Origin of the sequence: Nocardia yamanashiensis, assembly GCF_021183565.1 — a bacterium.
In the GTDB taxonomy this organism is placed as follows: Bacteria; Actinomycetota; Actinomycetes; order Mycobacteriales; family Mycobacteriaceae; genus Nocardia; species Nocardia yamanashiensis.
In genome coordinates this window covers 1,428,874-1,451,541 of sequence record NZ_CP089226.1, presented here as the reverse complement: position 1 = coordinate 1,451,541, position 22,668 = coordinate 1,428,874, and the positions used below count along the sequence as shown (strand labels likewise).

The following is a 22,668-nucleotide window of genomic DNA, read 5'->3' as shown; positions in this document are numbered from 1 at the left end:
ACACCTAGGAAATGGGCATGATCGAGAATCCGGATGTCATCGTCGTCGGCGCCGGTCTGGCCGGTCTCGTCGCCACTCACGAGCTGGTCAAGGCGGGTCGCCGGGTACTGGTGCTGGATCAGGAGAACCGCGCGAACCTGGGCGGCCAGGCGTTCTGGTCGCTGGGCGGGCTGTTCTTCGTGGACAGTCCGGAACAGCGGCGGCTCGGTGTGAAGGACTCCCTCGAGCTGGCGCTGCAGGATTGGTACGGCTCGGCCGGCTTCGACCGCGAGGACGAGGATCACTGGGCCCGGCAGTGGGCGCGCGCCTACGTCGAATTCGCGGCCACCGAGAAGCGGCAGTACCTCTACGACCTCGGCCTGCGGGTGACGCCGCTGGTGGGCTGGGCCGAACGCGGCGGGGCGAGCGCGGACGGGCACGGCAATTCGGTGCCGCGCTTCCACTTGACCTGGGGCACCGGGCCGGAGGTGGTACGGGTCTTCCTGGAGCCGGTGCTCGAGGCCGAGCAGCGCGGGCAGGTCGGATTCACGTTCCGGCATCGGGTGGACGAACTGGTCGTCACCGACGACGCCGTCACCGGCGTGCGCGGCAGCATCCTCGAAGCCAGCGATGCCGAGCGCGGCGTGGCCTCGTCACGAGAGGTGGTGGGCGAGTTCGAGTTCGGCGCCCGGGCCGTCATCGTGACCTCCGGCGGCATCGGCCACAATCACGAACTGATTCGCCGCAACTGGCCGGTGGACCGGCTCGGCCCCTGCCCCGAGCACATGATCTCGGGCGTGCCCGCGCACGTGGACGGGCGCATGCTGGGCATCACCGAGGCGGCCGGCGGGCGCATCGTGAACCGGGATCGCATGTGGCACTACACCGAAGGCATCCACAACTGGGATCCGGTCTGGCCCGACCATGCCATCCGCATCATTCCGGGTCCGTCGTCGCTGTGGTTCGATGCCAATGGCAAACGGCTGCAAGCGCCGAATTTCCCCGGCTTCGACACCAATTCGACCATGAAGGCGATCCTGTCGACCGGCTACGACTACTCGTGGTTCATTCTCACCCAGTCGATCATCGAGAAGGAATTCGCGCTCTCGGGTTCGGAGCAGAATCCCGATATCACCGGCAAGGACCTGAAACTCACCCTGCGCAGCCGCGTGGCCAAGGGCGCGCCCGGCCCGGTGGAGGCGTTCAAGAAGCACGGCGTGGATTTCGTGGTCGCCGACAATCTCGCCGAACTGGTGGCGGGCATGAACAAGATCGCGCGCGGGCCGCATCTGGACCCGGCCGAGATCGAACGCCAGATCGTGGCGCGCGATCGCGATGCCGAGCACAAATTCAGCAAGGACGCGCAGCTCATGGCGATCGGCAACGCGCGCCGCTACCTCGGCGACAAGCTGGGCCGGGTCGCCACCCCGCACCAGATTCTCGATCCCGCGCACGGCCCGCTGATCGCGGTGCGGTTGAACATCCTGACCCGGAAGACCCTGGGCGGCTTGCAGACCAACCTGGATTCGCAGGTCATGCGCCCCGACGGCACCCCGTTCCCCGGCCTGTACGCCGCCGGCGAGGTGGCCGGTTTCGGCGGCGGCGGCGTACACGGCTACAACGCCCTGGAGGGCACCTTCCTGGGCGGCTGCATCTTCTCCGGCCGTGCCGCCGGCAAGGCCCTCGGCCGCAGCCTGAAGTGACGGAAACGGTTGCCGCCCAGGCTTTTCAGAGCTCAGGCGGCAACCGCGTCACGCCGCCACAAACCAGCGGTAGCAATCCTTGCGCAGCAGCAACGCCAGCACGGTGCCCGAAGCCATCACGCCGATCAGCACGGTGAAAGGTCCGACCCCCGAAGGCATTTCGGCCGACACCAGCGTGAACACCCCCAGAAACGCTTGCAGGCTGGCCAATCCCAGCGCCGCCACCCACACCCAGCGCGAGCGCACCCCGAAAAGCAGTGCCACCCCGCCGGTCACCAGCGCGGCCGCGAAATGTCCCAGGCTCCCCGCCATTTCGCCCAGGCCGTCGGTCACGGCCAGCAGGCCGTGCAGCATCGCGAATCCCATTGCGGCCAAAGCCGCGTACCGAGTTTCCCGCACCTGTGCGGGCAACCCCATCTCGGCACTATCACGGCGAAGCATCCGGACCAGGCCGGAAATTCGCTCGGAAATCGAAGCAGGAACACCGTTTCCCGCATCGGCCGGCGAGATATCGATCTCGTCGACCACAGCCGCGTGCGAACTCACAGCACTCCTCATCGAGCGTCAAATGCGATGCGCCCCCTGCGAACGCATCGCCCTGACGCTAACCAGATGAATGGAGTGCGAACAATCTCCGCGGCCAAGTTATGGCCATGACCACAGTCCATAGCCGGGGCCGCAAACAGTGAAACCCCTCACTCTGCGACCGCAGAAATCTACTTGTCGTCCATGGGGATCGGCGGGATCACCGGGAACTCTCCGGTGTAGCCCTCACGCATCTTGGCTATGGCCAGCACCCGCTTGCGGGCCACCAGCCAGCCGATCGCCAAGGCGGGCACGATGATCACCAGACTGCCCACGGTCCAGGTGCCGACCGGCTTGTCGAACGCCATCAGGATCAGCACCGCGAAAAGAAAGACCAGGGTGGCGATTCCGGTGTAGGGCGCGCCCCACATGCGGAACGCCGGACGCTGCGCCTGCCCCTGCTTCCACCAGTACCAGAGCTTGAGCTGGCACAGCACGATGGTCGCCCAGGACGCCAGGATGCCCAGCGACGCCACGTTCAGCACGATCTCGAACGCCTGCTCCGGCACGATGTAGTTGAGCCAGATGCCGAACAGGGCGATACCGCTGGTGAGCAGGATGCCGCCGTAGGGCACACCGGCCCTGGACATGCGCGCGGTGAATTTGGGGGCGCTGCCGTTCATGGCCATCGAGCGCAGGATGCGGCCGGTGGAGTACAGGCCGGCGTTCAAGCTGGACAGCGCCGCGGTCAGCACCACGAAGTTCATGATCGAACCCATGTGCGCCACACCGAGTTTGGAGAAGAAGGTGACGAACGGGCTCTCCCCGGCCTTGTAGGCGGTGTAGGGCAGCAGCAGCGCCAGCAGGATCACCGAACCGCAGTAGAAGACCGCGATCCGCACGATGACCGAGTTGATGGCGCGCGGCATGATCTTGGCGGGGTTCTCGGTCTCGCCGGCCGCGATGCCGACCATTTCGACTGCGGCATAGGCGAACACGACGCCCGAGGTGACGGTGATGAGCGGCAGGACGCCGGTCGGGAACCAGCCGCCCGCGTCGCTGACCATCCGGAAGCCGGTTTCCTGGCCGTCCACGGTGAAGCGGCCCGCGAAGAACACGGTGCCGACCACCAGGAAGGTGAGCAAGGCGAGGACCTTGATCATGGCGGCCCAGAATTCCATCTCGCCGAACCATTTCACCGAGGCCAGGTTGATGCCGAGCACGATGACCAGCGCGCCCAGCGCCAGGATCCATTGCGCCACCGGCTGGAACGGGCCCCAGTAGTGCAGGTAGGTGGCGACGGCGGTGGTGTCGACGATGCCGGTCATGGACCAGTTCAGGAAGTACATCCAGCCGGCCACGAATGCGGCCTTCTCACCGAAGAATTCGCGCGCGTAGGAGACGAAGGAACCCGAGGACCGGCGGTGCAGCACCAGTTCGCCGAGCGCGCGCAGGATGAAGAAGACGAAGATGCCGCAGATCAGGTAGACCAGGAACAACGACGGTCCGGCGCTGGCGAGGCGGCCACCCGCGCCCAGGAAAAGGCCGGTGCCGATGGCGCCGCCGATGGCGATCATCTGGAGCTGCCGCGGCTTGAGGGCCTTGTGGTAGCCAGCATCCTCGGCATTGAGGCTGGTGGCAGTTGTCCGGGTCTCGGTCATACGCCGGTTATTCCTCCGCAATCGTGTTTTGAGGCGATTCGACACTACCTTGCCGTTTGCTGTGGATCACATCGGCGCTCCGTAAGAACCACATTCGCGACGAAGATGCACATCAAGCGTGCTTGGAATTCCACGGTGCGAGATAGCTGTCTCGAAGCCCGGACATGCGAACCGGTTCCGGACCGGCGGAATCCGGACATCACCCCGCTCGGGGGTGACAAACTCCCGCCCGCGCGTCGCGACGGGGCTAGAGTCCGATCATGAGGCGCTCGCGACCGCGGACCTGGGGCGGCGCTGCCGCTGCCCTGCTGCTCCTGCTCGGATTGGCCACGGCGTGCTCGTCGGGTTCGGATACCGCGCAGGGTTCCTGCGTGACCTCCCCGAACGGCACGCCCATCTCGGCCCGGGCCACCGGCGGCGGTCCCACCACCACGAACCTGAGTCAGCGGCCCGAGATCGCCTCGGGCTATCGCACCGGGATGAAACCGGTGCACACCGCCAATTTCGCGGTGTCCACGGCCAATCCGCTCGCCACCGAAGCGGCCTGCCGGGTGCTGCGCGACGGCGGGACGGCGGCGGACGCGCTGATCGTGGCGCAGACGGTGCTGGGGTTGGTGGAGCCGCAGGCGTCGGGGATCGGGGGCGGGGCGTTCCTGCTGTACTACGACGCGAATTCCAAGACCCTGGACGCCTATGACGGCCGCGAGACCGCGCCGGCGGCGGCGAACAACGACTACCTGCGCTGGGTCAGCGACGCCGATCGCACTGCGCCGCAACCGAATGCGCGCGCCAGCGGGCGGTCCATCGGGGTGCCGGGGGCGCTGCGGCTGCTCGAGCTCGCGCATCGTGAACACGGTAGGCAGGCGTGGAAGGATCTGTTCGGGCCCGCGATCTCCCTCGCGGATCAGGGATTCCAGATCAGTCCGCGCCTGGCCGGGCAGATCGCCGAGTCCGCCGCCGACCTGGCGCGGGACGAGAACGCGAAGGCGTATTTCCTGCAGGCGGACGGGACCGCGAAGACGGCGGGGACGACGCTGAGCAATCCGGCCATGGCCAAGACGCTCGGGGCCATCGCGACCGACGGGGCGAACGCTTTCTATACCGGGGCCATCGCCGCCGATATCGTCGACGCCGTCGCCACCAGCGCGGGCGGGCGCACCCCCGGTCTGGTGTCGCTCGCGGATCTGTCGAACTATCAGGCGAAGAAGCGCACCGCGGTGTGCGCGCCGTATCGCACCCACGAGATCTGCGGTATGCCCAATCCGTCCTCGGGCGGTATCGCGGTCGCGGCGACCCTGGGCATTCTCGCCAATTTCGACCTGTCCGCGCTGCCGCCGGACGACGTGTCCGGCGACTCGAACACCGCGCGCAATGGCGGTAAGCCCAAAGCCCAAGCGGTGCACCTGATCTCGGAGGCCGAGCGCCTCGCCTACGCCGACCGCGACAAGTACGTCGCCGATTCGGATTTCATTCCGTTGCCGGGCAATTCACCCCAGACGCTGCTGGATCCGAACTATCTCAAAACCCGTTCGGCCCTGATCGACCCCAATCGCAGTATGGGCACCGCCCAGCCCGGCGACTTCGGCCCGGTCCCGCTCGGCACCGGCCCGCAACCGCCCGAGCACGGCACCAGCCACATCTCCGTCGTCGACAGCTACGGCAATGCCGCGTCCATGACCACGACGGTCGAATCCGCCTTCGGCTCCTTCCACGTCGTCGACGGCTTCGTCCTCAACAACCAGCTCACCGACTTCGCCGCCGAACCCCTCGGCAAGGACGGCCTACCGGTGGCCAACCGCATCGACGCCGGTAAACGCCCCCGCAGCTCCATGGCCCCCACCATGGTCTTCGACCGTTCCGGCGACGGCGCCCGCGGCCAGCTCGCCTACGTCACCGGCTCCCCCGGCGGCGCGGTGATCATCCAGTTCGTCGTCAAAACCCTGGTGGCCATGCTCGATTGGGGCCTCAACCCCCAGCAGGCGGTATCGATGGTCTCCTTCGGCGCCGGCAACTCCCCCACCACCAATGTCGGCGGCGAGCACCCCGCCATCGACCCCACCGACAACGGCGACCACGACGCCTTGGTCCAAGCCCTGCGAAAACTAGGCCACACCGTCTCCGTCACACCGCAATCCAGTGGCCTGTCCGCCCTGGCCCGCGAACCCAACGGCTGGGTGGGCGGCGCGGACCCACGCCGCGAAGGCGCGGTACTCGGCGACAACCACTAGTTCCGTTCAGTCCGCCTTGCGCAGGCGGGCGATGCGGTACACCGGATCGGGACGAGCCCGATCCGGTTCGGGCAACGCCGCGACCCTGGCCGAAAGGTCCTCGGCGGCAGCGTTATCCAAACCCCGGTACCAGTCGAACTGCGGGATCTTCCGCAACAGTTGCCGCGGCGACCAGCCTTGGCCGTACCCGACGTAGCTGGTTTCACCATCGCTGTCGAGGCCGTTGCGACGGCCGGAAGCGGTGAACGCGGCCCAGGCGTCGGTGTTCTCGGGCAGCGCGGCGCGCTGTGCCGGTTCGAGCACGGCGGACAGGTCGCTCGGGACCGCGTACATGGCGAGGTTCTTGTCGACGGTCGCCACCACCACGCCGCCGGGTCGCAATACCCGCGCCGCCTCGGCCATCGCCCGGTCGGCGGTCTCGGCATCCACCAGATGCAGCAGCCACATGAAGATCACCACATCGATCGTGCTGTCGGCCAGCGGTAATCGCGTCGCGTCCGCGCGGGCCACGGCGCCCCGCAGACGCGGACGCGCGTAGGTCAGCATGCCCGCCGAGAGATCCACCCCGAGCACGGTGCGGTTCGGTGCGCGCAGCCGGGCGCTGACGATTCCGGTTCCGCACGCCACGTCCACCACCGTCCGCGTGTTGCGGGGCAGGAGGGTGCGCACCGCCGCGGCCGCGGCTTCGGCGCGTTCCTCGCCGCCTCGGGTGCGGTCGTAGTTCGCGGCTTCGGCGTCGTAGTCGAGCATGAACCGATCATGCTGGATCGGGCCCGGCTGATCACGCTCGATCAGCCCCGATTACGGGCCGATCGATTCATCCCCGCTGGAAGACGGCCCTACTCGCGGCCGGTGTACTTGGCGCCGAGTTCGCGGAAGCGGTCCATGGCTTCGGCGGCGCGGAGCTGGTCGTCGCGGCGGATGGCCAGCATGGGGACGTATTCCTCGTGGACGAGTTCGAGGCGGGCCCAGTATTTCTTGTCGGGGAAGGAGATGCCGCGGATGTCGTCCCAGCGGAACAGGTTGTCGCCCAGGATATTGCGGACCTGGACGCCGGCGGGGCCGACGCGGACTCGGGGGCGGGTGAGCATGAGGACCGCGCCGCCGAGGATGAACCCGAAGGCGGCGACCGCTATCTGGTCGGACACCCGGAAATTGACGCCGGTGGAGCCGGTGCGGAGGAAGATGCCGGCCAGGGTGAAGGCGATCGCGAAGAAGGCGGCCACACAGCGCAGGATGGTGACGATGAAGTGGGGGCGGATTTCCAGATCCCACTGGTCACCGGCGGCGGGAGCGGCGGATTCCGGCTTGGCGGTTGGCATTTCGGGGTTACCGGCCTTCGGTTCGGCGGCAGGGTCGCGGGGCGGTTCCTCGGAACCGCCGCCCCGCTTCCAGATCCGGACGACTGGCATGGTCAGGCGAGCTGACGCAGCTCGCGCAGGGTCAGGGCGGCGTCCAGTGCGGCCGCGGCGGCCTGCTCGCCCTTGTTCTCCACCGAACCGGGCAGGCCGGCGCGGTCGAGAGCCTGCTGTTCGGTGTTGACGGTGAGCACGGCATTGGTGACGGGGGTGCCCTCGTCGAGCGAGACCCGGGTCAGGCCGGCGGTCACCGAATCGCACACGTACTCGAAATGCGGTGTCTCCCCGCGGATCACGACGCCCATGGCGACCACGGCGTCATGGGTGCGAGCCAGCGCCTGGGCCACCACCGGCAGCTCCATGGCGCCCGCGACGCGGACCACGGTGATATCGGCGACGCCCGCCTCGCGCGCGGTCTTCTCCGCGTTGGCCAGCAGCGCGTCGCAGATCTCGGTGTGCCAGCGCGAGGAGACAAGGGCCAGTTTCAGGTCCTTGGCATCGGCGAGCTCGAATGTCGGTACGCCGGTACCGCTCATCGGTTTCCGCCCTTCCCGGTAATCGTCGGTGTGCGTGTCAGTGCGCGGTCTCGCCCAGGTCGAGATCGTCGAGGCCGACCAGGTCGTGGCCCATGCGATCCCGCTTGGTGCGCAGGTAGTTCAGATTGTGGTGATTGGCGTGTACCGGCATCGGCACCCGCTCGCTGATGCTCAGCCCGTAACCCTCGATGCCCGCGCGCTTGTCGGGATTGTTGGTCAGCAGGCGCATCGAGGTGATGCCCAGGTCCGCGAGAATCTGTGCGCCGGTGCCGTAGTCGCGGGCGTCGGCGGGCAGGTTCTGGGCGGTATTGGCGTCCACGGTGTCCAGGTTCTCGACGTCCTGGAGCTGGTAGGCCTGCAGCTTGTGCATGAGGCCGATGCCGCGGCCCTCGTGCCCGCGCATGTAGAGCGCCACGCCGCGGCCCTCGTCGGCCACCAGCTTGAGCGCGGCGTTCAGCTGCGGGCCGCAATCGCAGCGCAGCGAACCGAACACGTCACCGGTGAGGCATTCGGAATGCACGCGCACCAGCACGTTCTCGCCCTTGCCGGTCGGGCCGGCGAGATCGCCCATGACGAGGGCGACATGCTCGGAGTCGTCGTACTCGGACTTGTAGCCGATGGCCCGGAAGTCGCCGTACTCGGTCGGGATCTTGGCCTCGGCGACGCGCTCGACGTGCTTCTCGTGGCGGCGCCGCCACTTGATGATGTCGGCGATGGAGATGAGCGCGAGGTCGTGCTCGTCGGCGAAGACGCGCAGCTCCTCGGTGCGCGCCATATCGCCCTCGTTCTTCTGCGACACGATCTCGCAGATGACGCCGGCGGGGCTGAGCCCGGCCATCCGGGATAGGTCGACCGCGGCCTCGGTGTGGCCGGGGCGGCGCAGCACGCCACCGTCCTTGGCGCGCAAGGGAACCACGTGGCCCGGGCGGGTCAGATCGTCGGACTTGGCGTTCGGGTCGGCCAGCACGCGCATGGTGGTGGCGCGGTCGGCGGCCGAGATGCCGGTGCTGATGCCCTCGCGGGCATCGACGGCGACGGTGTAGGCGGTGCCGTGCCGGTCCTGGTTGACCGCGTACATGGGCGGCAGGCCCAGGCGGTCGCAGTCGGCGCCGGTGAGCGGCACACAGATGTAACCGGAGGTGTAGCGGATCATGAAGGCCACGAGCTCGGGAGTCGCCTTCTCCGCCGCGAAGATGAGGTCGCCCTCGTTCTCCCGGCCCTCGTCGTCGACAACGACGACGGCCTTACCGGCCGCGATGTCGGCGACTGCGCGCTCGATGGTGTCGAACCTGGTCACGTCTGTTGTGCTCCATCTCGAATTAGGTGCCCACTTACAGTAAGGCAGTGGCCGTGCCCGTTTTGCGCCGCCTCTGGCGCGAGCGCGGATCAGCCGCGCTGGGTGAGCCGTTCGACGTACTTGGCGATGACGTCCACCTCCAGGTTCACGGTGGTGCCGACCGGCGCGGTACCCAGCGTGGTGAGCGCGCGGGTGGTGGGGATGAGGGAAACCTCGAGCCAGTCCTTGCTGCCGTCGGCGGCCGCTTCCTCGGCGATGCCCAGGCCGGACACGGTGAGCGAGATGCCGTCGATGGTGATGGAGCCCTTCTCGACCACATAGCGGGCGAGGTTGTCGGGCAGGGAGATTCGCACGACCTCCCAGTTCTCCGAGGGGGTGCGGGACAGGATGGTGCCGGTGCCGTCGACGTGGCCCTGCACGATGTGCCCGCCGAGACGGGAGTTGACGGCGGCCGCGCGCTCCAGGTTCACCCGGGAGCCGACGCCGAGTCCGCCGATGCTGGAACGGTTCAGGGTCTCGGCCATGACGTCGACGGTGAAGGTGTCGCCCTCGACCTTTTCGTCCACCACGGTCAGGCAGACGCCGTTCACCGCGATGGAGGCGCCGTGAATGGCATCGGAGGTGACGATCGGCCCGCGAATGGTGAGCCGCGCCGCGTCGGCCAGCTGCTCGGAGGCGACGATCTCGCCCAGCTCCTCCACGATGCCAGTGAACATGCCCAACCTCTCCGTCGTCACGGCCCGACCACCGGGCCCGCCGCTTGCGCCAACAGCGCGTACCGGCGGCGGTATTCCCCGGCGCGGCGGCTGTCCCCACCAGCCTAACGACGCCCGGTCGTAGGCGACATGCGGCCTTGTTCACTGGAGCGTTCGGAACCATTGGGAGCGCAATAATGCGAGAACCGAACCGGCGGACGCAAGATTGTCCGAATTACTCGGATCGCCCGATTGAAATGTCGGAATTTCTCGACTCGGCGAATTGACCGACAGGTGCGCAATCGTGCAGTTGTACCCAATTCCGACTCGCCTACACCAAAATCTTGCGCATCGGCGAAAATGGTCGCAAGATTGTTATGCAGCTGATTCCTACCGTTCAACTTCCCCAGTCGTTCCGCGCAGGAAGGTTGGGCCCGATCGGGCCGGATCCAGGTGGACCACAACACAATTGGGAGTGCAGCGTGACCACGCTTCTCGATTCGACACTCGAAGTTCGCTGTGTCCAGTATCGACGCGAATTTCATCTGCCGGCATCGATAGATCCAGCCTCACGCCACATCCTGCTCGACATAGGCAGCCGTTACGGCGCCATCACCATGCCGGCCGATCTCGGCGAGCGCGTCCAGCAGCGGCTGGCACAAGCCGAACTGGCCGGGCCCGTCGTACACCATCCCCGGGCCCGTCGCTGGACCTTCATCACCGGCCCGGCCCGCGCGGACACGCTCAGCACATCCGTGTCCGCCGCCCTGTTCCGGCTATACGCCACCGTCGCCTGCACCGGCGCGCAGGTCGTGCTCCCCTCCGCCGACGACGAGCGGACCGGATACCGCACCTGGATCCAGTCGCCCGAGGCCGTGTCCGCGGTGCCGCCGCTGGAATCGGTGGTCGAGGCCCTGCTCGGGCGCTGACGGCGGGCCGGGTTTACTCGGCGGTGGCGGCCTCGGCCGCGATCACCTTCTGCCGCAAGGCTTCCACCGTCGCGGCCGGATCCGGGGTGCCGTACACGGCCGAGCCCGCGACGAAGCAGTCCACGCCCGCCTCGGCCGCCTGCTCGATGGTGTCCATCTTGATGCCGCCGTCGATCTCCACCACCAGGCGCAGCGCACCGGAGTCCACCAGATTGCGGACCACGCGCGCCTTCTGCAGCACCTCGGGAATGAAGGACTGCCCGCCGAAACCGGGTTCGACGCTCATCACCAACAGCGTGTCGAACTCGCGCAGGATCTCCAGGTACGGCTCGATCGGGGTGCCCGGCTTGACCGAGAGCCCGGCCTTGCCGCCCGCGGCGCGGATATCGCGCGCCACCGCGATCGGATTGTCGGTCGCCTCGGCGTGGAAGGTGACGTTGTAGGCGCCCGCCTCCGCGTACGCCGGCGCCCAGCGCTCCGGGTTCTCGATCATGAGATGGCAGTCGAGGGGAATGTCGGTGACCTTCAACAGGCTTTCGACCACCGGCAGGCCCAGGGTCAGGTTCGGCACGAAGTGGTTGTCCATCACATCGACATGCACCCAGTCGGCCCCCGCGATGGCCCGCACCTCATCGGCGAGGTGCGCGAAATCCGCGGACAGGATGGACGGGGCGATCATCGGCGCGGGCCGGGTGAACGGGGAGGATGAGGTGCACACAGGCCGAAGTGTATCGGCCCCGATAGCACACGCGGCACGGAGGCGAACACCGCGAATGCGCTGATTGCCAGGCAGTGGAATGGGTAGCCTTCTCAGGGTGATCAATATTTCGGCGGAACAAGGATTGCGCGCCACCCCGGTCGAGATCGGTGTCGCCGCATCCGTCTCCCAGTTGCCCATCGTGCGCGGACTCGCCGAAACCTTGGTGCTGCTCAGCGATTTCACCCTCGACGAGGTGGCCGATATCCGGCTCGCCGTCGACGAGGCGGCCTCCACGCTCATCGCGCTGGCCGTCCCGGGCTCCACGCTGCAGTGCCGGTTCACCGTCGGCGATACCGAACTACTGGTCCAGGTCAGCGGGATCGCGAGCGCCGAAGGCCTACCGGATCAGCGCAGTTTCGGCTGGCATGTGCTGCGCACGCTGTCCGACGAAGTGACCGCCACCCAAGGTGAGTTCGATCCGGCGCGCGCCGGATATCCGACGACAGTGGAATTCCGGCGGGGCCGGGGGAAGGCGTAGTGACCGACGAGGACATCGTGTTCACCTCACCGGATACCCCCCAGCCCGACCCGTCCGAGGATCGGGAGGCCGACGCGCGCGTGAACGGCGGCGCGGAAGACGCGGCGCCGCAGCCCGATCGGACCGGCGGCGAGAGCCCGGCCGCCGAGGCCGGGAACGGCAATGGCGAAGAGAACGGCGACGAGGACGCCACCGAGGAGACCATCGACTCCGAGGAAGCCGAGGAGGTCGCGCGCAGCGTCTCCGGCTACGACGATGTGGCGCTGCTGTTCGAGGAACTGGCGGCGGCGGAACCGAATTCGGCGCGGCGGGCGGCGCTGCGCTCGCAGCTGATCCATCGCTGCATTCCGCTGGCCGATCACATCGCGCGCAAGTTCAGCGGGCGCGGTGAACCGTTCGACGATCTCACCCAGGTGGCGCGGGTCGGGCTGGTGCACGCGGTGGACCGGTTCGATATCGGGCGCGGGTCCAACTTCCTGTCGTTCGCGGTGCCGACCATCATGGGCGAGGTCCGGCGGTATTTCCGGGACAACACCTGGGCCATGCGAGTCCCGCGCCGGGTCAAGGAAACTCATCTGCGTATCGGCGCGGCCATCGACGCGCTGTCGCAGCAGCTGGGGCGCTCGCCGACGGCCAAGGAGATCGCGGCCCAGCTCGGCATCGACGCCGACGAGGTGACGCAGGCGGTCATCGCCGGGAATGCGTACCAGCCCAGTTCCATCGACGCGGTGTCGGTGGGACGGGATACCGAGGCGTCGCTGCTGGATACGCTCGGTGAGGAGGAGTCGCAGTTCGATCGGGTCGAGGAGTACGTGGCGATCCGGCCGCTGCTGGCCGGGCTGCCCGAACGCGAGCGGCGGATTCTGACCATGCGATTCTTCGAATCCATGACCCAGACCCAGATCGCGCAGCAGATGGGGATCTCGCAGATGCACGTCTCGCGGATTCTGGCGAAAACCCTTGCGCGGCTGCGGGAGCAATCGGCGCGCGAGTGAGTCCGCCGGGACGGTCCGGCGGCGCCGACGATGCGGTCGGGGCGGTCGGTATCGTAGATTGCGCACAACCATGATCACCTCGCCGGAACGCAAAGGGGTCGGTGTTGTCCCAGCAACTACCGTTCGAGTCGCTCTATCGCCACGGGTTCGCGCGGGTCGCGGTGGCGGTGCCGCCGGTGCGGGTGGCCGATCCGGCGTTCAATACCGAGCAGACCATCCAGCTGGCGCGGCGCGCGGCCGCGGCGGGGTCGGTGTTCACGGTGTTCCCCGAACTCGGATTGTCCAGTTATACGGCTGACGATCTGTTCCAGCAGGATGCCCTGGACGCCGCGATCGAGGACGGCTTGCGGCGGATCGTGGCCGAGAGCGCGGAGATCGGCACCGTGCTGGTGGTGGGGGCGCCGGTGCGCGCGCAGGGGCGGTTGTTCAACTGCGGCATCGTGATCGCGGGCGGGCGGGTGCTCGGGGCGGCGCCCAAGAGCTATCTGCCGAACTATCGCGAGTTCTACGAGAAGCGGCAGTTCGCGGCGGCGCGCGAAGCCCTCGACGATCGGATCGAGATCGCCGGGCAGCGGGTGCCGTTCGGGGACGATCTGCTGTTCACCGCCGCCAATCTGCCAGGGTTCGTGGCGCATCTGGAGATCTGCGAGGACGGGTGGGTGCCGTTGCCGCCCAGTGGATTCGCGGCGCTGGCCGGGGCGAACGTGCTGGTGAATCTGTCGGCCAGCAATATCGTGGTCGGCAAGGCGGACTATCGGCGGACGCTGTGCACGGGGCATTCCGCGCGCTACATGGCCGCCTACCTGTATTCGGCTGCGGGACACGGCGAGTCGACCACCGATATGGCGTGGGACGGGCAGGCGGTGATCTGTGAGAACGGGAATCTGCTGGCCGAGGGGGAACGGTTCGCCGATCATCCGCAACTGGTGACCGCCGATCTGGATCTGCAACGGCTGGCGGCGGATCGGCTGCGGATGACCAGTTTCGCCGACAATGTGCACGATCACCGGGAGCGGCTGGCGCGATTCCGGCGCATCGAACTGGAGTTGCCGATTCCCTCCGGACCGGTGGCGCTGGAGCGCGAAATCCCGCGCTTCCCTTACGTTCCCGCCGATCCGATCAGCCGCAACGAGCGCTGCGCCGAGGTGCACAGCATTCAGGTCGAGGGGCTGGCCACCCGGTTGCAGGCCACCGGGGCCAAGCATGTCGTCATCGGCGTGTCCGGTGGTCTCGATTCCACCGTCGCGCTCATCGTCGCCGCCAAAACCATGGACCGCCTGGGGCTTCCGCGCGCGAATGTGCTCGCCTACACCATGCCCGGTTTCGGCACCGGCGAACGCACCCTCGCCGACGCGCGCGAACTCATGGTCGCGGTGGGGGCCACGCCGCACGAAATCGATATCCGCCCGTCATCCACGCAAATGCTGCGGGACCTGAAACACCCTGCCGCCGAAGGCATTCCGCAGTACGACGTCACCTACGAGAACGTCCAGGCCGGCGAACGCACCTCGCACCTGTTCCGCCTGGCCAATATGCACAATGCCCTGGTGATCGGCACCGGCGACCTGAGCGAACTGGCGCTCGGCTGGTGCACTTTCGGCGTCGGCGACCATATGGCGCACTACAGCGTGAACGCCTCGGTCCCCAAAACCCTCATCAAATACCTGGTCGCCTGGACCATCGACACCGACGGCCTCGGCGAGAAAGCCTCCCGCGTCCTGGAATCCGTGCTCGCCACCGAGATCTCCCCCGAACTCATCCCCGGCGACAGCACCGCGCCCATCCAGAGTTCCGAAGCCACCGTGGGCCCCTACGAACTCCAGGACTTCCACCTCTACCACCTGCTCCGCTTCGGCGAACGCCCCAGCCGCATCGCCTACCTGGCCCATCACGCCTGGTCCGACCGCACCCGCGGCTCCTGGCCCGACCTGGTCACCCCCGACCAGCAACACGAATACGACCTCCCCACCATCAAACACTGGCTGGCCGAATTCCTCCGCCGCTTCATCCAAACCAGCCAATTCAAACGCTCCACCCTCCCCAACGCCCCCAAAGTCGGCTCCGGCGGCTCCCTCTCCCCCCGCGGCGACTGGCGCGCACCCAGCGACGCCTCGGCGGCCGCCTGGCTGGACGAGCTGGCCCGGAACGTGCCGGACGTCGCGATGCCGGAATCGCGGCCGTAAATCGTTTGAGAGACTGATCGGTCGTCCGATACTGTCGGCACTACTTCCGGTGCGGAAGTCCGGGGTTACTTCACATTTGCGATGAGATCCGTACCCTGGACGGCTATTTCTCGGGAGCACAACTGCCGGTTACGCACGGGACGCGAAGTCCGAACTCTTTCTGCTCGCCGTCACGAATATGGTTGGCGAGAACACCTTCTACGAGGCTGCGGGACAGCGCGATTCGCGGTTCGTGGCGCTCGTTCGCGAGGTCGCGCCGACCGATCTCGAGTGGCTGACCCGGTTCGCGCGCTGGCTGCGGCTGGAGGCGAACATGCGGTCGGCGGCCCTGGTACTGGCCGCCGAGGCCGCGAAGGCGAGTGTCGAGGCCGGGCAGGCCGGGAGTCGCGGCATCGTGAACGCGGTGCTGCAGCGTGCCGACGAGCCCGGGGAGTTCCTGTCCTATTGGATCGGGCGCTACGGCAAGCAGCTGCCGAAGCCGGTGAAGCGCGGCGTCGCCGACGCGGCCGCGCGGTTGTACAACGAGAAGTCGTATCTCAAGTGGGACAGCGATTCTCGTGGTGTGCGGTTCGCCGACGTCATTCAGCTGACGCATGCGCAGCCGCGGAGCGATCGGCAGTCGGTGTTGTTCAAGCATGCGATCGAGCAGCGTATCGGTGTGGCCGAGGGCGTCCCGGCGGCACTGAAGGTGCTGCGGGCCAACGCATCTCTGCGGGCGCGCGACGCGGAGACGATCCGTGGCATGGCTCGCTCCGAGGAGCTCGCCGCGCATCTGTCGACGGCGGGCGTCACCTGGGAGGCGATCCCGTCGCTGGTGAACGGCCCCTGGACCAAGGAACTCTGGGAGTCGATCATCCCGTCCATGGGATACGCCGCCCTGCTGCGGAATCTGCGCAACTTCGACCAGGCGGGCGTCGGGGACGAGGCCGCGGCGAAAGTCGCGGCGCGCCTGGCGGATCCGGAGCAGGTCGCCGCGTCCCGGCAGTTGCCGATGCGATTCCTGTCGGCCTACCGGGCGGCGCCGTCACTGCGCTGGAGCTACCCGCTCGAGCAGGCTCTGGACGCCGCGGTCGCCGCCATCCCGGAACTCGCCGGGCGCACCCTGATCCTGGTGGACACCTCCGGTTCGATGCGCACGGGGTTCTCCAAGGACGGCACGCTGAAGCGCTGGGATGCGGCCGTGGTGTTCGGGCTCGCGCTGGCACGCCGCTGCGCGCACGCCGATCTGATCTCCTACTCCAACCACACGCTGCGCTTTCCGCTGCAGTCCGGCGAGTCCCTGCTGCGGGCGGTCGGCCGGTGGCAGAGCGACGGCTACTTCATCGGCGGCGGGACCTCGACCGCGCGGTCGGTGCGGGATACGTTCGACCGGCACGACCGAGTCATCGTTCTCACCGACGAGCAGACGGCCGTCGGCGGCGACCCGGGTTCGGCCATTCCGGCATCCGTGCCGCTGTACACCTGGAATCTGGCCGGCTACCAGCACGGTCACGGGGCCGGCGGGGCGAACCGCCACACCTTCGGTGGATTGAGCGACAAGGGATTCGACCTGATTGCGCTGCTCGAACGCGGGCGCGATACCGGCTGGCCCTTCTAGCCGGGCGGCCGAGGCGGCCGGGTAGGTTCGGGTGCATGGCAGATCGTGCCGAGGGATCGCAGGAGCCCGCCCTCCGGGTCCGGGACTATCGCGACGCGGACAAGGCGTATTGCCTTCGACTGATCGAAGGCAATACGCCCGAGTTCTTCGCGCCGGACGAGATCGCGGAGTTCGCCGCCTTTCTCGAAGATCCACGGTGCGCGTACTACGTCGTCGAGGCCGGCGGAGAGGTGGTCAGCTGCGGTGGCTGGGTGGTGCGGGCCGACGGGAGCGCCTCGCTGTGCTGGGGCATGGTCGACCGGTCCCGCCATCGCTCGGGCATCGGGTCGTACCTGTTCCGGGAACGGCTGCGCCGGATTCGCGCGGACGGCACCGCCTCGCACCTCCTGCTCGTGACCAGCCAGCATTCCCGGCCGTTTTTCGAGCGCATGGGATTTCAGGCGACCAGTGTCGAACCGGACGGGTTCGCGGCAGGACTCGACTCGGTGAACATGAGGCTCGATCTGCGATAGCGCCGCGAACGGCACCGTGCCCGGCCCCCGAGGGGACCGGGCACGGGCCGGTATCTCCGCCTTGGTTATTCGGCTTCGAGGGGCTTGCGCAAGGCCGCCAGGAACATGGCGTCGGTGCCGTGGCGGTGCGGCCAGAGCTGGGCGCCGGGGCCGTCGCCGAGGTCGGGGACGCCGGGGACCAGGTCGCGGGTGTCGAGTTGTTCCGCGCCGGTGCGGCGGACCATGTCGGCTACCACCGAGACGGTTTCCGGGAGGTGCGGGGAGCAGGTCGAGTAGACGACCACGCCGCCGGGGCGGACCAGATCCCATGCGGCATCGAGCAATTCGCGCTGCAGGGTGACCAGGTCGCGGACGTCGGAGGGGCGGCGGCGCCAGCGGGCTTCCGGGCGGCGGCGCAGGGCGCCCAGGCCGGTGCAGGGGGCGTCGACCAGGATGCGGTCGAAGCCGGGGGGCAGGCCGCTGTCGCGGCCGTCGGTGACGTGCACATCGACCGGCATGCCCTTGGTGGCCTGGCGCACCAGGTCCGCGCGGTGCTCGGCCGGTTCGACGGCGTCCACGTGGAAGCCGTCGATATCGGCCAGCGAACCCAGCAGGGCCGTCTTGCCGCCGGGGCCGGCGCACAGGTCGAGCCAGCGGCCGCCGTCCGCGCCTTGCAGGGGTGCGCGCGTAACCGCCAGTGCGACAAGCTGACTGCCCTCGTCCTGCACGGCCGCCATGCCTTCCCGCACCGGTTCCAGCTTGCCCGGATCGCCGCCGTCGAGATACACCGCGTACGGCGACCAGCGGCCTTCCTCGCCACCGGTCACCAGAGCGAGTTCCTCGGCGCTGATCTCACCGGGCCGCGCCACCAGATGCACCGCGGGCCGCGCGTCATCGGCCTCGAGCACATCCTTCAACTCCGCGGCCCGCTCCCCCAGCGCATCCGCGAACGCCTGCGCGATCCACTCCGGATGCGCGTACTCGAACGCCAAGTGCCCCAATGGATCCCGCGGCGCGAGCTGTTCGACCCATTCCGCCTCGGTCTTCTCCGAGACGCGCCGCAGTACCGCGTTCACGAACCCGGCCTTGCCCACGCCCGCTTCGGCCCGGACCAACGCCACCGAGGTGTCGACCGCCGCGTGCGCTCCGATCCGCGTCCGCAACAGCTGGTACGTGCCCAGCCGCAACACATCCAGGAGGTTCCCGTCGATCTCCGCGACCGGCCGTCCCGCCCCCGCCTCGATCACCGCATCCAGCAGGCCCTGCGACCGGCAAGCCCCATACGTCAACTCGGTGGCCAGCGCCGCATCCCGCCCACTGATCCGCCGCTCCCGCAACAACCCCGGCAACACGAGATTCGCATACGCGTCCCGCTCCCGCACCGCCCGCAGCACATCCCGCGCGACGGTCCGCACCGGATCGCCGCCCTGTTCCTGCTGCCGAGCCCCGCCGGTCCCGCGGCCGCCCTGCTTTCCTCCGGCGCCGCGAGGCTCATCGCCGCGCCGCCGATCCCCACGCGACACGAAGCCCTGCCGGTCATCACGATCGCGGCCGCCCCGTCCGGCACCCACGGCGCCGGCCTTCCGATCCCCGCCACGCGCCCCGAACCCCTTGCGGGCATCAGGATTGCGGTCATTACCGCTCGCTCCACGGTCGCCACCGCGGCTGCCACGCTGGTCGACACCGGAATCGCCGCGGTCGAAACCCCCACGCCCACCGGCCTGTTCGTCCCGGTCACGACGACCCCAGTTCCCGTCCCCACGACGGTCCGAGCCGCCACCGGCACCCGGCCGGTCGCCACCGCGCCGAGCTTCGGGCCGCCCGAAACCGCCGCCGGACCGATTGCCCTCGCGGGGCGCATATCCCCCGCGATCCCCACCACCGCGCCGATCGTCGGCCGAGCCGCCGAAGCCTCCACGATTCCCGGAGTTTCGCTCACCGGAACCAGAGCCGGCGAAGTCACGGCCGCCACGAGATCCGAAGTCGCGGCGATCATCACCACGCGGTGCGGAACCTCGGCGATCATCACCGCCTGCCGCGAAGCCACGGCGATCGTCGCTGCGTGCACCAGACTCACGCCGATCATCACCACGCGGCGCGAAACCCCGGCGGTCGTCACCACGCGCTGCGGAGCCGCGGCGGTCGGTATCGCGGGCGATGGGGTCGCCCTTGCTGGTCGCGGCGGCGGGGCGGACGCCGCCGAAGCCCTTGCGGGGGCGGGGGTTCGGGGTGTCGCCGGTGTTGTTCCGGTGGTCGGCCGGATCCGTGGGCTCACGTCGATCTTGGGTCACCGCAGCGCCTTTCCACTCGGGGCGGCCGCCGGGCGGCTCGCTCGATCACGGGATTCGTCCTCGCGGCGGGAACCGCCGGAGGGGGTGCGGCGCGGTTCTCCGCGGGTACGCCCGGTGAGATCACCGAGCGCGGCGCGGCCGCCGATACGTCGCTGGTCGATTGGTTGCCCCCGGTCGGGGCGGCTCACTCGAACACCACGACTGAACGTCGGTGGGTTCCGAGTTCCGGCGTCCGCCGGAGGTGGTGCGGCGCGGTTCCGCCCGCGCTGCCACGGGCATCACCGAGCGCGGGGTGGCCGCCGATCCGTCGCGAATCGTCGCCATGCCCCCGGTCGGGGCGGGTCACTCGAACACCGCGCCCGGTTGCAGGCGGGCGCCGCGGGCCCAGTCGAGGGCGGGCATCATGCGTTTGCCGGGGGGCTGGACTTCGGTGAGGCGGACCGCGGTGGTGGCGGTGCCGAGGTAGACGCCGGTTTTGCGGACGTCGACGGTGCCGGTGGGGAGGGTTTCCTCGAGCATTTCGACGGGGGCGAGTTTGAGGCGTTTGCCGTCGAATTCGGTCCAGGCGCCGGGGGCGGGGGTGACAGCACGGATGCGGCGGGAGATGGCGAGGGCGGGCTCGTCCCAGCGGATGCGGGCGGCTTCGACCTCCACCTTGGGGGCGTAGGAGATGCCTTCGGTGGATTGCGGGACCGCTTGCAGCGCACCGGCTTCGATACCGTCGAGGGTGGATTCGAGCAGGACCGCGCCGCTGTGGGCGAGGCGGTCCAACAGGACGCCCGCGGTGTCGGTGACCTTGATGGTCTCGGTCATGGTGCCGTAGACGGGGCCGGTGTCGAGGCCCTTCTCGATCAGGAAGGTCGCCGCGCCGGTGATCTCGTCACCGGCCAGGATGGCCGACTGCACCGGCGCCGCGCCGCGCCAGGCGGGCAGCAGCGAGAAATGCAGGTTGATCCAGCCGTGCTTCGGAATCGCCAGCACCGATTCGGGCAGCAACGCGCCGTAGGCGACGACCGGACAGCAGTCGGGCGCCAATTCGGTGAGCTGGGCGATGAATTCGGGCTCCGACGGCCGGCGCGGGGTGAGCACGGGGATACCGTGTTCGTCCGCCAGCAGGCCGATCGGCGACCGGGTCACCTTGCGCCCCCGCCCGGAGACCGCATCCGGCCGGGTCACCACGGCGACCACATCGTGATTGGCGGACTCGATGAGCCGCCGCAGCGAGGGCACCGCCGGTTCGGGCGTGCCCGCGAAAACCAGACGCATCAGCGACCCCGTTCCTGCGCCGCGGCCTTGCGCCGGCCACTGATCTCGGAGGCGGGCAGCGTGGTGACTCCCGCAGTGAACCAGGAGGATTCACGCAGCGTCCGCATCGCCTCCTTGCGGGTGGCCGGATCGAGCCGCTGCAGGAACAGGATCCCGTCCAGGTGATCGGTCTCGTGCTGCACGCAGCGCGCCAGCAGTCCCTCGGCCCGGAACTCGACCGGCTTGCCGTCCACGTCCACGCCGCGCGCGAGCACCGCGTTCGGCCGCGTAACGTCCTCGCGCACACCGGGAATCGACAGGCAGCCCTCCGGCCCGGTCTGGGTCTCCTCGCCCAGCACCTCGAACACCGGATTCACCAGATGCCCGGCCGCGTCCCCGGTGTCGTACACGAACACCCGCAGCCCGACCCCGATCTGCGGCGCCGCCATCCCGACCCCACCGGTCTCGTACATGGTGTCGGTGAGGTCGGCTACCAGCTGGCGCACCTCCTTGTCGAAGGTCTCGACCTCCGCCGCGCGAGCGCGCAGGATCGGATCGCCGAACAGGCGGACAGGCTGGATGGTCACGGGCGACTCCCGGTCATGAACGAATACGGTCGTCTCATTTTACGGACATCGCGGGCCGCGCCGATCAGGAGTGCGCGGCTTCCACCACTTCTTTGATGCCGGTGCCGAGCTGCACGGGCGTGCAGACCGGGGCCACCGTGTGCTCGGGATCGAGGGTATTGACGACGGTCCGCAGCACGAACGGGTCGTAGACCATGTGGAAATGACCGGTCAGATCGTCCGGGCAGAGATTCTGCAGCACCAGATTGGTCGCCCCCGCGCCCTTGAGCGCGATGTTGTCGAACGGCTGGATCATCTCGTCCACCCGGCTGCCGAGCGTGGTGTAACGCACACCCGGCACGGTGTCGCCGCCGGCGTTCAGCGCCTTGATGTAGGGCGAATCGGCGGCCTGCTGGATGGCGGCGGTCGAGGTCGCGATCTCCACGACGGTGAAGATGAACGGCGCGGCATAGGCCACCGGCACCAGGCCGTACATGACGCCGCCGTAACTGGGCGAGGCCACGCCGACCCATTGGCCGACCTTGGGCGCGCCGCCCAGTTTGTTGATCCAGTAGCGAGTCACGCTGGCGCCCTGGGAGAAACCGACGATATCGACCTGCGCCGCGCCGGTGGCGGCGAGCACCTGGTCGACGAACCCGCCGACCTGAGCCGAACTGGCCCAGATGTCCTCGGTGCCGTAACTGGTCTTGCCGGCCTTGCCGCCGTAGTTCAGGGCGAAGACGCAGAAGCCGGCGTCCTTCAGTTGCGGGCTGAGTGCCGCCCAGTCGGAATAGGCCGAGGAGTCGGTGCCGTGCGCCAGCACGACCGGGCGCGGATGTTCGGCGCTGGGCTTGCAGCCGAAGTCGTTGGCGCCCTGGGGCGCCGCGTCCGGATGGTCCTTCAGATATTTCGAGGCGCCCAGGTGATCGGTTTGCACCGGGCCCTGATGCAGTGGCACGGTGACCACCGACGCTGCGGCGATCGCGCCCGGTTCGGCGCCCGCCGGGCCCGAACTGCTCGGTAGTGCGGCGGCCCCGATGACGGCCGCCATTGCCATAACCCCCGCCGGTGCGAACCGACGCACTCGCGTCCGTTTCGCCCGACTCCCTTGTCCCATGTCACAATTCGCCACGGGGCCCTGTTGTCCCATG

20 protein-coding genes are annotated in these 22,668 nt (G+C 68.5%); 8 read left to right on the top strand and 12 right to left on the bottom strand.

From position 1 onward, the window contains the following. Positions 1–17 precede the first annotated feature (17 nt). The gene (locus LTV02_RS06905) at positions 18–1,682 is read left to right on the top strand and encodes an FAD-binding dehydrogenase (RefSeq protein WP_233039094.1); all 1,665 of its coding nucleotides are present in this window, start codon (positions 18–20) and stop codon (positions 1,680–1,682) included. A gap of 48 nt (positions 1,683–1,730) precedes the next feature. Here LTV02_RS06905 and LTV02_RS06900 read toward each other — a convergent pair whose 3' ends face one another. Both LTV02_RS06900 and LTV02_RS06895 read right to left on the bottom strand, forming a co-directional pair. Next, positions 1,731–2,099: a hypothetical protein gene (locus LTV02_RS06900; RefSeq protein ID WP_233039092.1), complete on the bottom strand. Its 369-nt coding sequence runs from the start codon at positions 2,097–2,099 to the stop codon at positions 1,731–1,733. A 299-nt stretch (positions 2,100–2,398) separates the two neighbouring features. After that, the gene (locus tag LTV02_RS06895) at positions 2,399–3,868 is read right to left on the bottom strand and encodes an amino acid permease (RefSeq protein WP_233039091.1); all 1,470 of its coding nucleotides are present in this window, start codon (positions 3,866–3,868) and stop codon (positions 2,399–2,401) included. A 260-nt stretch (positions 3,869–4,128) separates the two neighbouring features. On the opposite strand from LTV02_RS06895, the gene LTV02_RS06890 reads away from it, so the two are divergent. Next, complete coding sequence (locus LTV02_RS06890) at positions 4,129–6,096, top strand: gamma-glutamyltransferase family protein (RefSeq protein WP_233039089.1); 1,968 nt, start codon at positions 4,129–4,131, stop codon at positions 6,094–6,096. A gap of 6 nt (positions 6,097–6,102) precedes the next feature. On the opposite strand, the gene LTV02_RS06885 is transcribed toward LTV02_RS06890, so the two are convergent. From LTV02_RS06885 to LTV02_RS06865, 5 genes are all read right to left on the bottom strand, one after another. Next, positions 6,103–6,846, bottom strand: a complete 744-nt coding sequence (locus tag LTV02_RS06885; protein ID WP_233039088.1) for a class I SAM-dependent methyltransferase — start codon at positions 6,844–6,846, stop codon at positions 6,103–6,105. Positions 6,847–6,935: 89 nt separating this feature from the next. Beyond that, positions 6,936–7,418 (bottom strand): PH domain-containing protein, encoded by a 483-nt coding sequence (locus tag LTV02_RS06880; protein ID WP_233039087.1) that lies wholly within the window; start codon positions 7,416–7,418, stop codon positions 6,936–6,938. A gap of 92 nt (positions 7,419–7,510) precedes the next feature. Next, entirely contained in the window at positions 7,511–7,990 is a 480-nt protein-coding gene (ribH, locus tag LTV02_RS06875; protein ID WP_067713295.1) for a 6,7-dimethyl-8-ribityllumazine synthase, read from the bottom strand. Positions 7,991–8,027: 37 nt separating this feature from the next. Beyond that, entirely contained in the window at positions 8,028–9,287 is a 1,260-nt protein-coding gene (locus LTV02_RS06870; RefSeq protein ID WP_233039086.1) for a bifunctional 3,4-dihydroxy-2-butanone-4-phosphate synthase/GTP cyclohydrolase II, read from the bottom strand. Positions 9,288–9,376: 89 nt separating this feature from the next. Then, positions 9,377–10,003 carry a riboflavin synthase gene (locus LTV02_RS06865; RefSeq protein WP_233039085.1) on the bottom strand — a complete coding sequence of 209 codons (627 nt, stop codon included), beginning with the start codon at positions 10,001–10,003 and terminating at the stop codon, positions 9,377–9,379. Between the two features lie 461 nt (positions 10,004–10,464). Here LTV02_RS06865 and LTV02_RS06860 point away from each other — a divergent pair, with 461 nt between their 5' ends. Further along, positions 10,465–10,911 (top strand): hypothetical protein, encoded by a 447-nt coding sequence (locus LTV02_RS06860; protein ID WP_233039084.1) that lies wholly within the window; start codon positions 10,465–10,467, stop codon positions 10,909–10,911. 13 nt (positions 10,912–10,924) lie between these two features. Here LTV02_RS06860 and rpe read toward each other — a convergent pair whose 3' ends face one another. Next, positions 10,925–11,590, bottom strand: coding sequence for a ribulose-phosphate 3-epimerase (rpe, locus tag LTV02_RS06855; protein WP_067713655.1), 666 nt, complete (start codon positions 11,588–11,590; stop codon positions 10,925–10,927). 136 nt (positions 11,591–11,726) lie between these two features. Here rpe and LTV02_RS06850 point away from each other — a divergent pair, with 136 nt between their 5' ends. From LTV02_RS06850 to LTV02_RS06830, 5 genes are all read left to right on the top strand, one after another. Then, positions 11,727–12,149, top strand: coding sequence for an ATP-binding protein (locus LTV02_RS06850; RefSeq protein ID WP_067713305.1), 423 nt, complete (start codon positions 11,727–11,729; stop codon positions 12,147–12,149). Between the two features lie 203 nt (positions 12,150–12,352). Then, positions 12,353–13,144 carry a SigB/SigF/SigG family RNA polymerase sigma factor gene (locus LTV02_RS06845; RefSeq protein ID WP_269821644.1) on the top strand — a complete coding sequence of 264 codons (792 nt, stop codon included), beginning with the start codon at positions 12,353–12,355 and terminating at the stop codon, positions 13,142–13,144. Positions 13,145–13,248: 104 nt separating this feature from the next. Continuing rightward, complete coding sequence (locus LTV02_RS06840; RefSeq protein ID WP_233039082.1) at positions 13,249–15,327, top strand: NAD(+) synthase; 2,079 nt, start codon at positions 13,249–13,251, stop codon at positions 15,325–15,327. Between the two features lie 178 nt (positions 15,328–15,505). Next, complete coding sequence (locus LTV02_RS06835; RefSeq protein ID WP_233039080.1) at positions 15,506–16,924, top strand: TROVE domain-containing protein; 1,419 nt, start codon at positions 15,506–15,508, stop codon at positions 16,922–16,924. 35 nt (positions 16,925–16,959) lie between these two features. Next, complete coding sequence (locus tag LTV02_RS06830; protein WP_233039078.1) at positions 16,960–17,436, top strand: GNAT family N-acetyltransferase; 477 nt, start codon at positions 16,960–16,962, stop codon at positions 17,434–17,436. Positions 17,437–17,501: 65 nt separating this feature from the next. Here LTV02_RS06830 and LTV02_RS06825 read toward each other — a convergent pair whose 3' ends face one another. The 4 genes from LTV02_RS06825 to LTV02_RS06810 form a co-directional block, all read right to left on the bottom strand. Then, positions 17,502–18,986, bottom strand: coding sequence for an RsmB/NOP family class I SAM-dependent RNA methyltransferase (locus LTV02_RS06825; RefSeq protein WP_408639340.1), 1,485 nt, complete (start codon positions 18,984–18,986; stop codon positions 17,502–17,504). Positions 18,987–20,048: 1,062 nt separating this feature from the next. Next, complete coding sequence (fmt, locus tag LTV02_RS06820) at positions 20,049–20,972, bottom strand: methionyl-tRNA formyltransferase (protein ID WP_233039076.1); 924 nt, start codon at positions 20,970–20,972, stop codon at positions 20,049–20,051. Beyond that, on the bottom strand, positions 20,972–21,538 hold the full coding sequence (gene def, locus LTV02_RS06815; protein WP_067713321.1) for a peptide deformylase: 567 nt from the start codon (positions 21,536–21,538) through the stop codon (positions 20,972–20,974). Before def ends, fmt begins: the two co-directional genes overlap by 1 nt. A 64-nt stretch (positions 21,539–21,602) precedes the next feature. Continuing rightward, on the bottom strand, positions 21,603–22,568 hold the full coding sequence (locus LTV02_RS06810; protein ID WP_332909561.1) for an esterase/lipase family protein: 966 nt from the start codon (positions 22,566–22,568) through the stop codon (positions 21,603–21,605). Positions 22,569–22,668: the final 100 nt, after the last annotated feature.

What these genes read in the sequence shown, in the direction of transcription:
- LTV02_RS06905 (WP_233039094.1), top strand. Translation starts at nt 18, where the DNA reads ATGATCGAGAATCCGGATGTCATCGTCGTCGGCGCCGGTCTGGCCGGT.
- LTV02_RS06900 (WP_233039092.1), bottom strand. Translation starts at nt 2,099, where the DNA reads ATGGGGTTGCCCGCACAGGTGCGGGAAACTCGGTACGCGGCTTTGGCC.
- LTV02_RS06895 (WP_233039091.1), bottom strand. Translation starts at nt 3,868, where the DNA reads ATGACCGAGACCCGGACAACTGCCACCAGCCTCAATGCCGAGGATGCT.
- LTV02_RS06890 (WP_233039089.1), top strand. Translation starts at nt 4,129, where the DNA reads ATGAGGCGCTCGCGACCGCGGACCTGGGGCGGCGCTGCCGCTGCCCTG.
- LTV02_RS06885 (WP_233039088.1), bottom strand. Translation starts at nt 6,846, where the DNA reads ATGCTCGACTACGACGCCGAAGCCGCGAACTACGACCGCACCCGAGGC.
- LTV02_RS06880 (WP_233039087.1), bottom strand. Translation starts at nt 7,418, where the DNA reads ATGCCAACCGCCAAGCCGGAATCCGCCGCTCCCGCCGCCGGTGACCAG.
- ribH (WP_067713295.1), bottom strand. Translation starts at nt 7,990, where the DNA reads ATGAGCGGTACCGGCGTACCGACATTCGAGCTCGCCGATGCCAAGGAC.
- LTV02_RS06865 (WP_233039085.1), bottom strand. Translation starts at nt 10,003, where the DNA reads ATGTTCACTGGCATCGTGGAGGAGCTGGGCGAGATCGTCGCCTCCGAG.
- rpe (WP_067713655.1), bottom strand. Translation starts at nt 11,590, where the DNA reads ATGATCGCCCCGTCCATCCTGTCCGCGGATTTCGCGCACCTCGCCGAT.
- LTV02_RS06835 (WP_233039080.1), top strand. Translation starts at nt 15,506, where the DNA reads ATGGTTGGCGAGAACACCTTCTACGAGGCTGCGGGACAGCGCGATTCG.
- LTV02_RS06830 (WP_233039078.1), top strand. Translation starts at nt 16,960, where the DNA reads ATGGCAGATCGTGCCGAGGGATCGCAGGAGCCCGCCCTCCGGGTCCGG.
- fmt (WP_233039076.1), bottom strand. Translation starts at nt 20,972, where the DNA reads ATGCGTCTGGTTTTCGCGGGCACGCCCGAACCGGCGGTGCCCTCGCTG.
- LTV02_RS06810 (WP_332909561.1), bottom strand. Translation starts at nt 22,568, where the DNA reads ATGGCGGCCGTCATCGGGGCCGCCGCACTACCGAGCAGTTCGGGCCCG.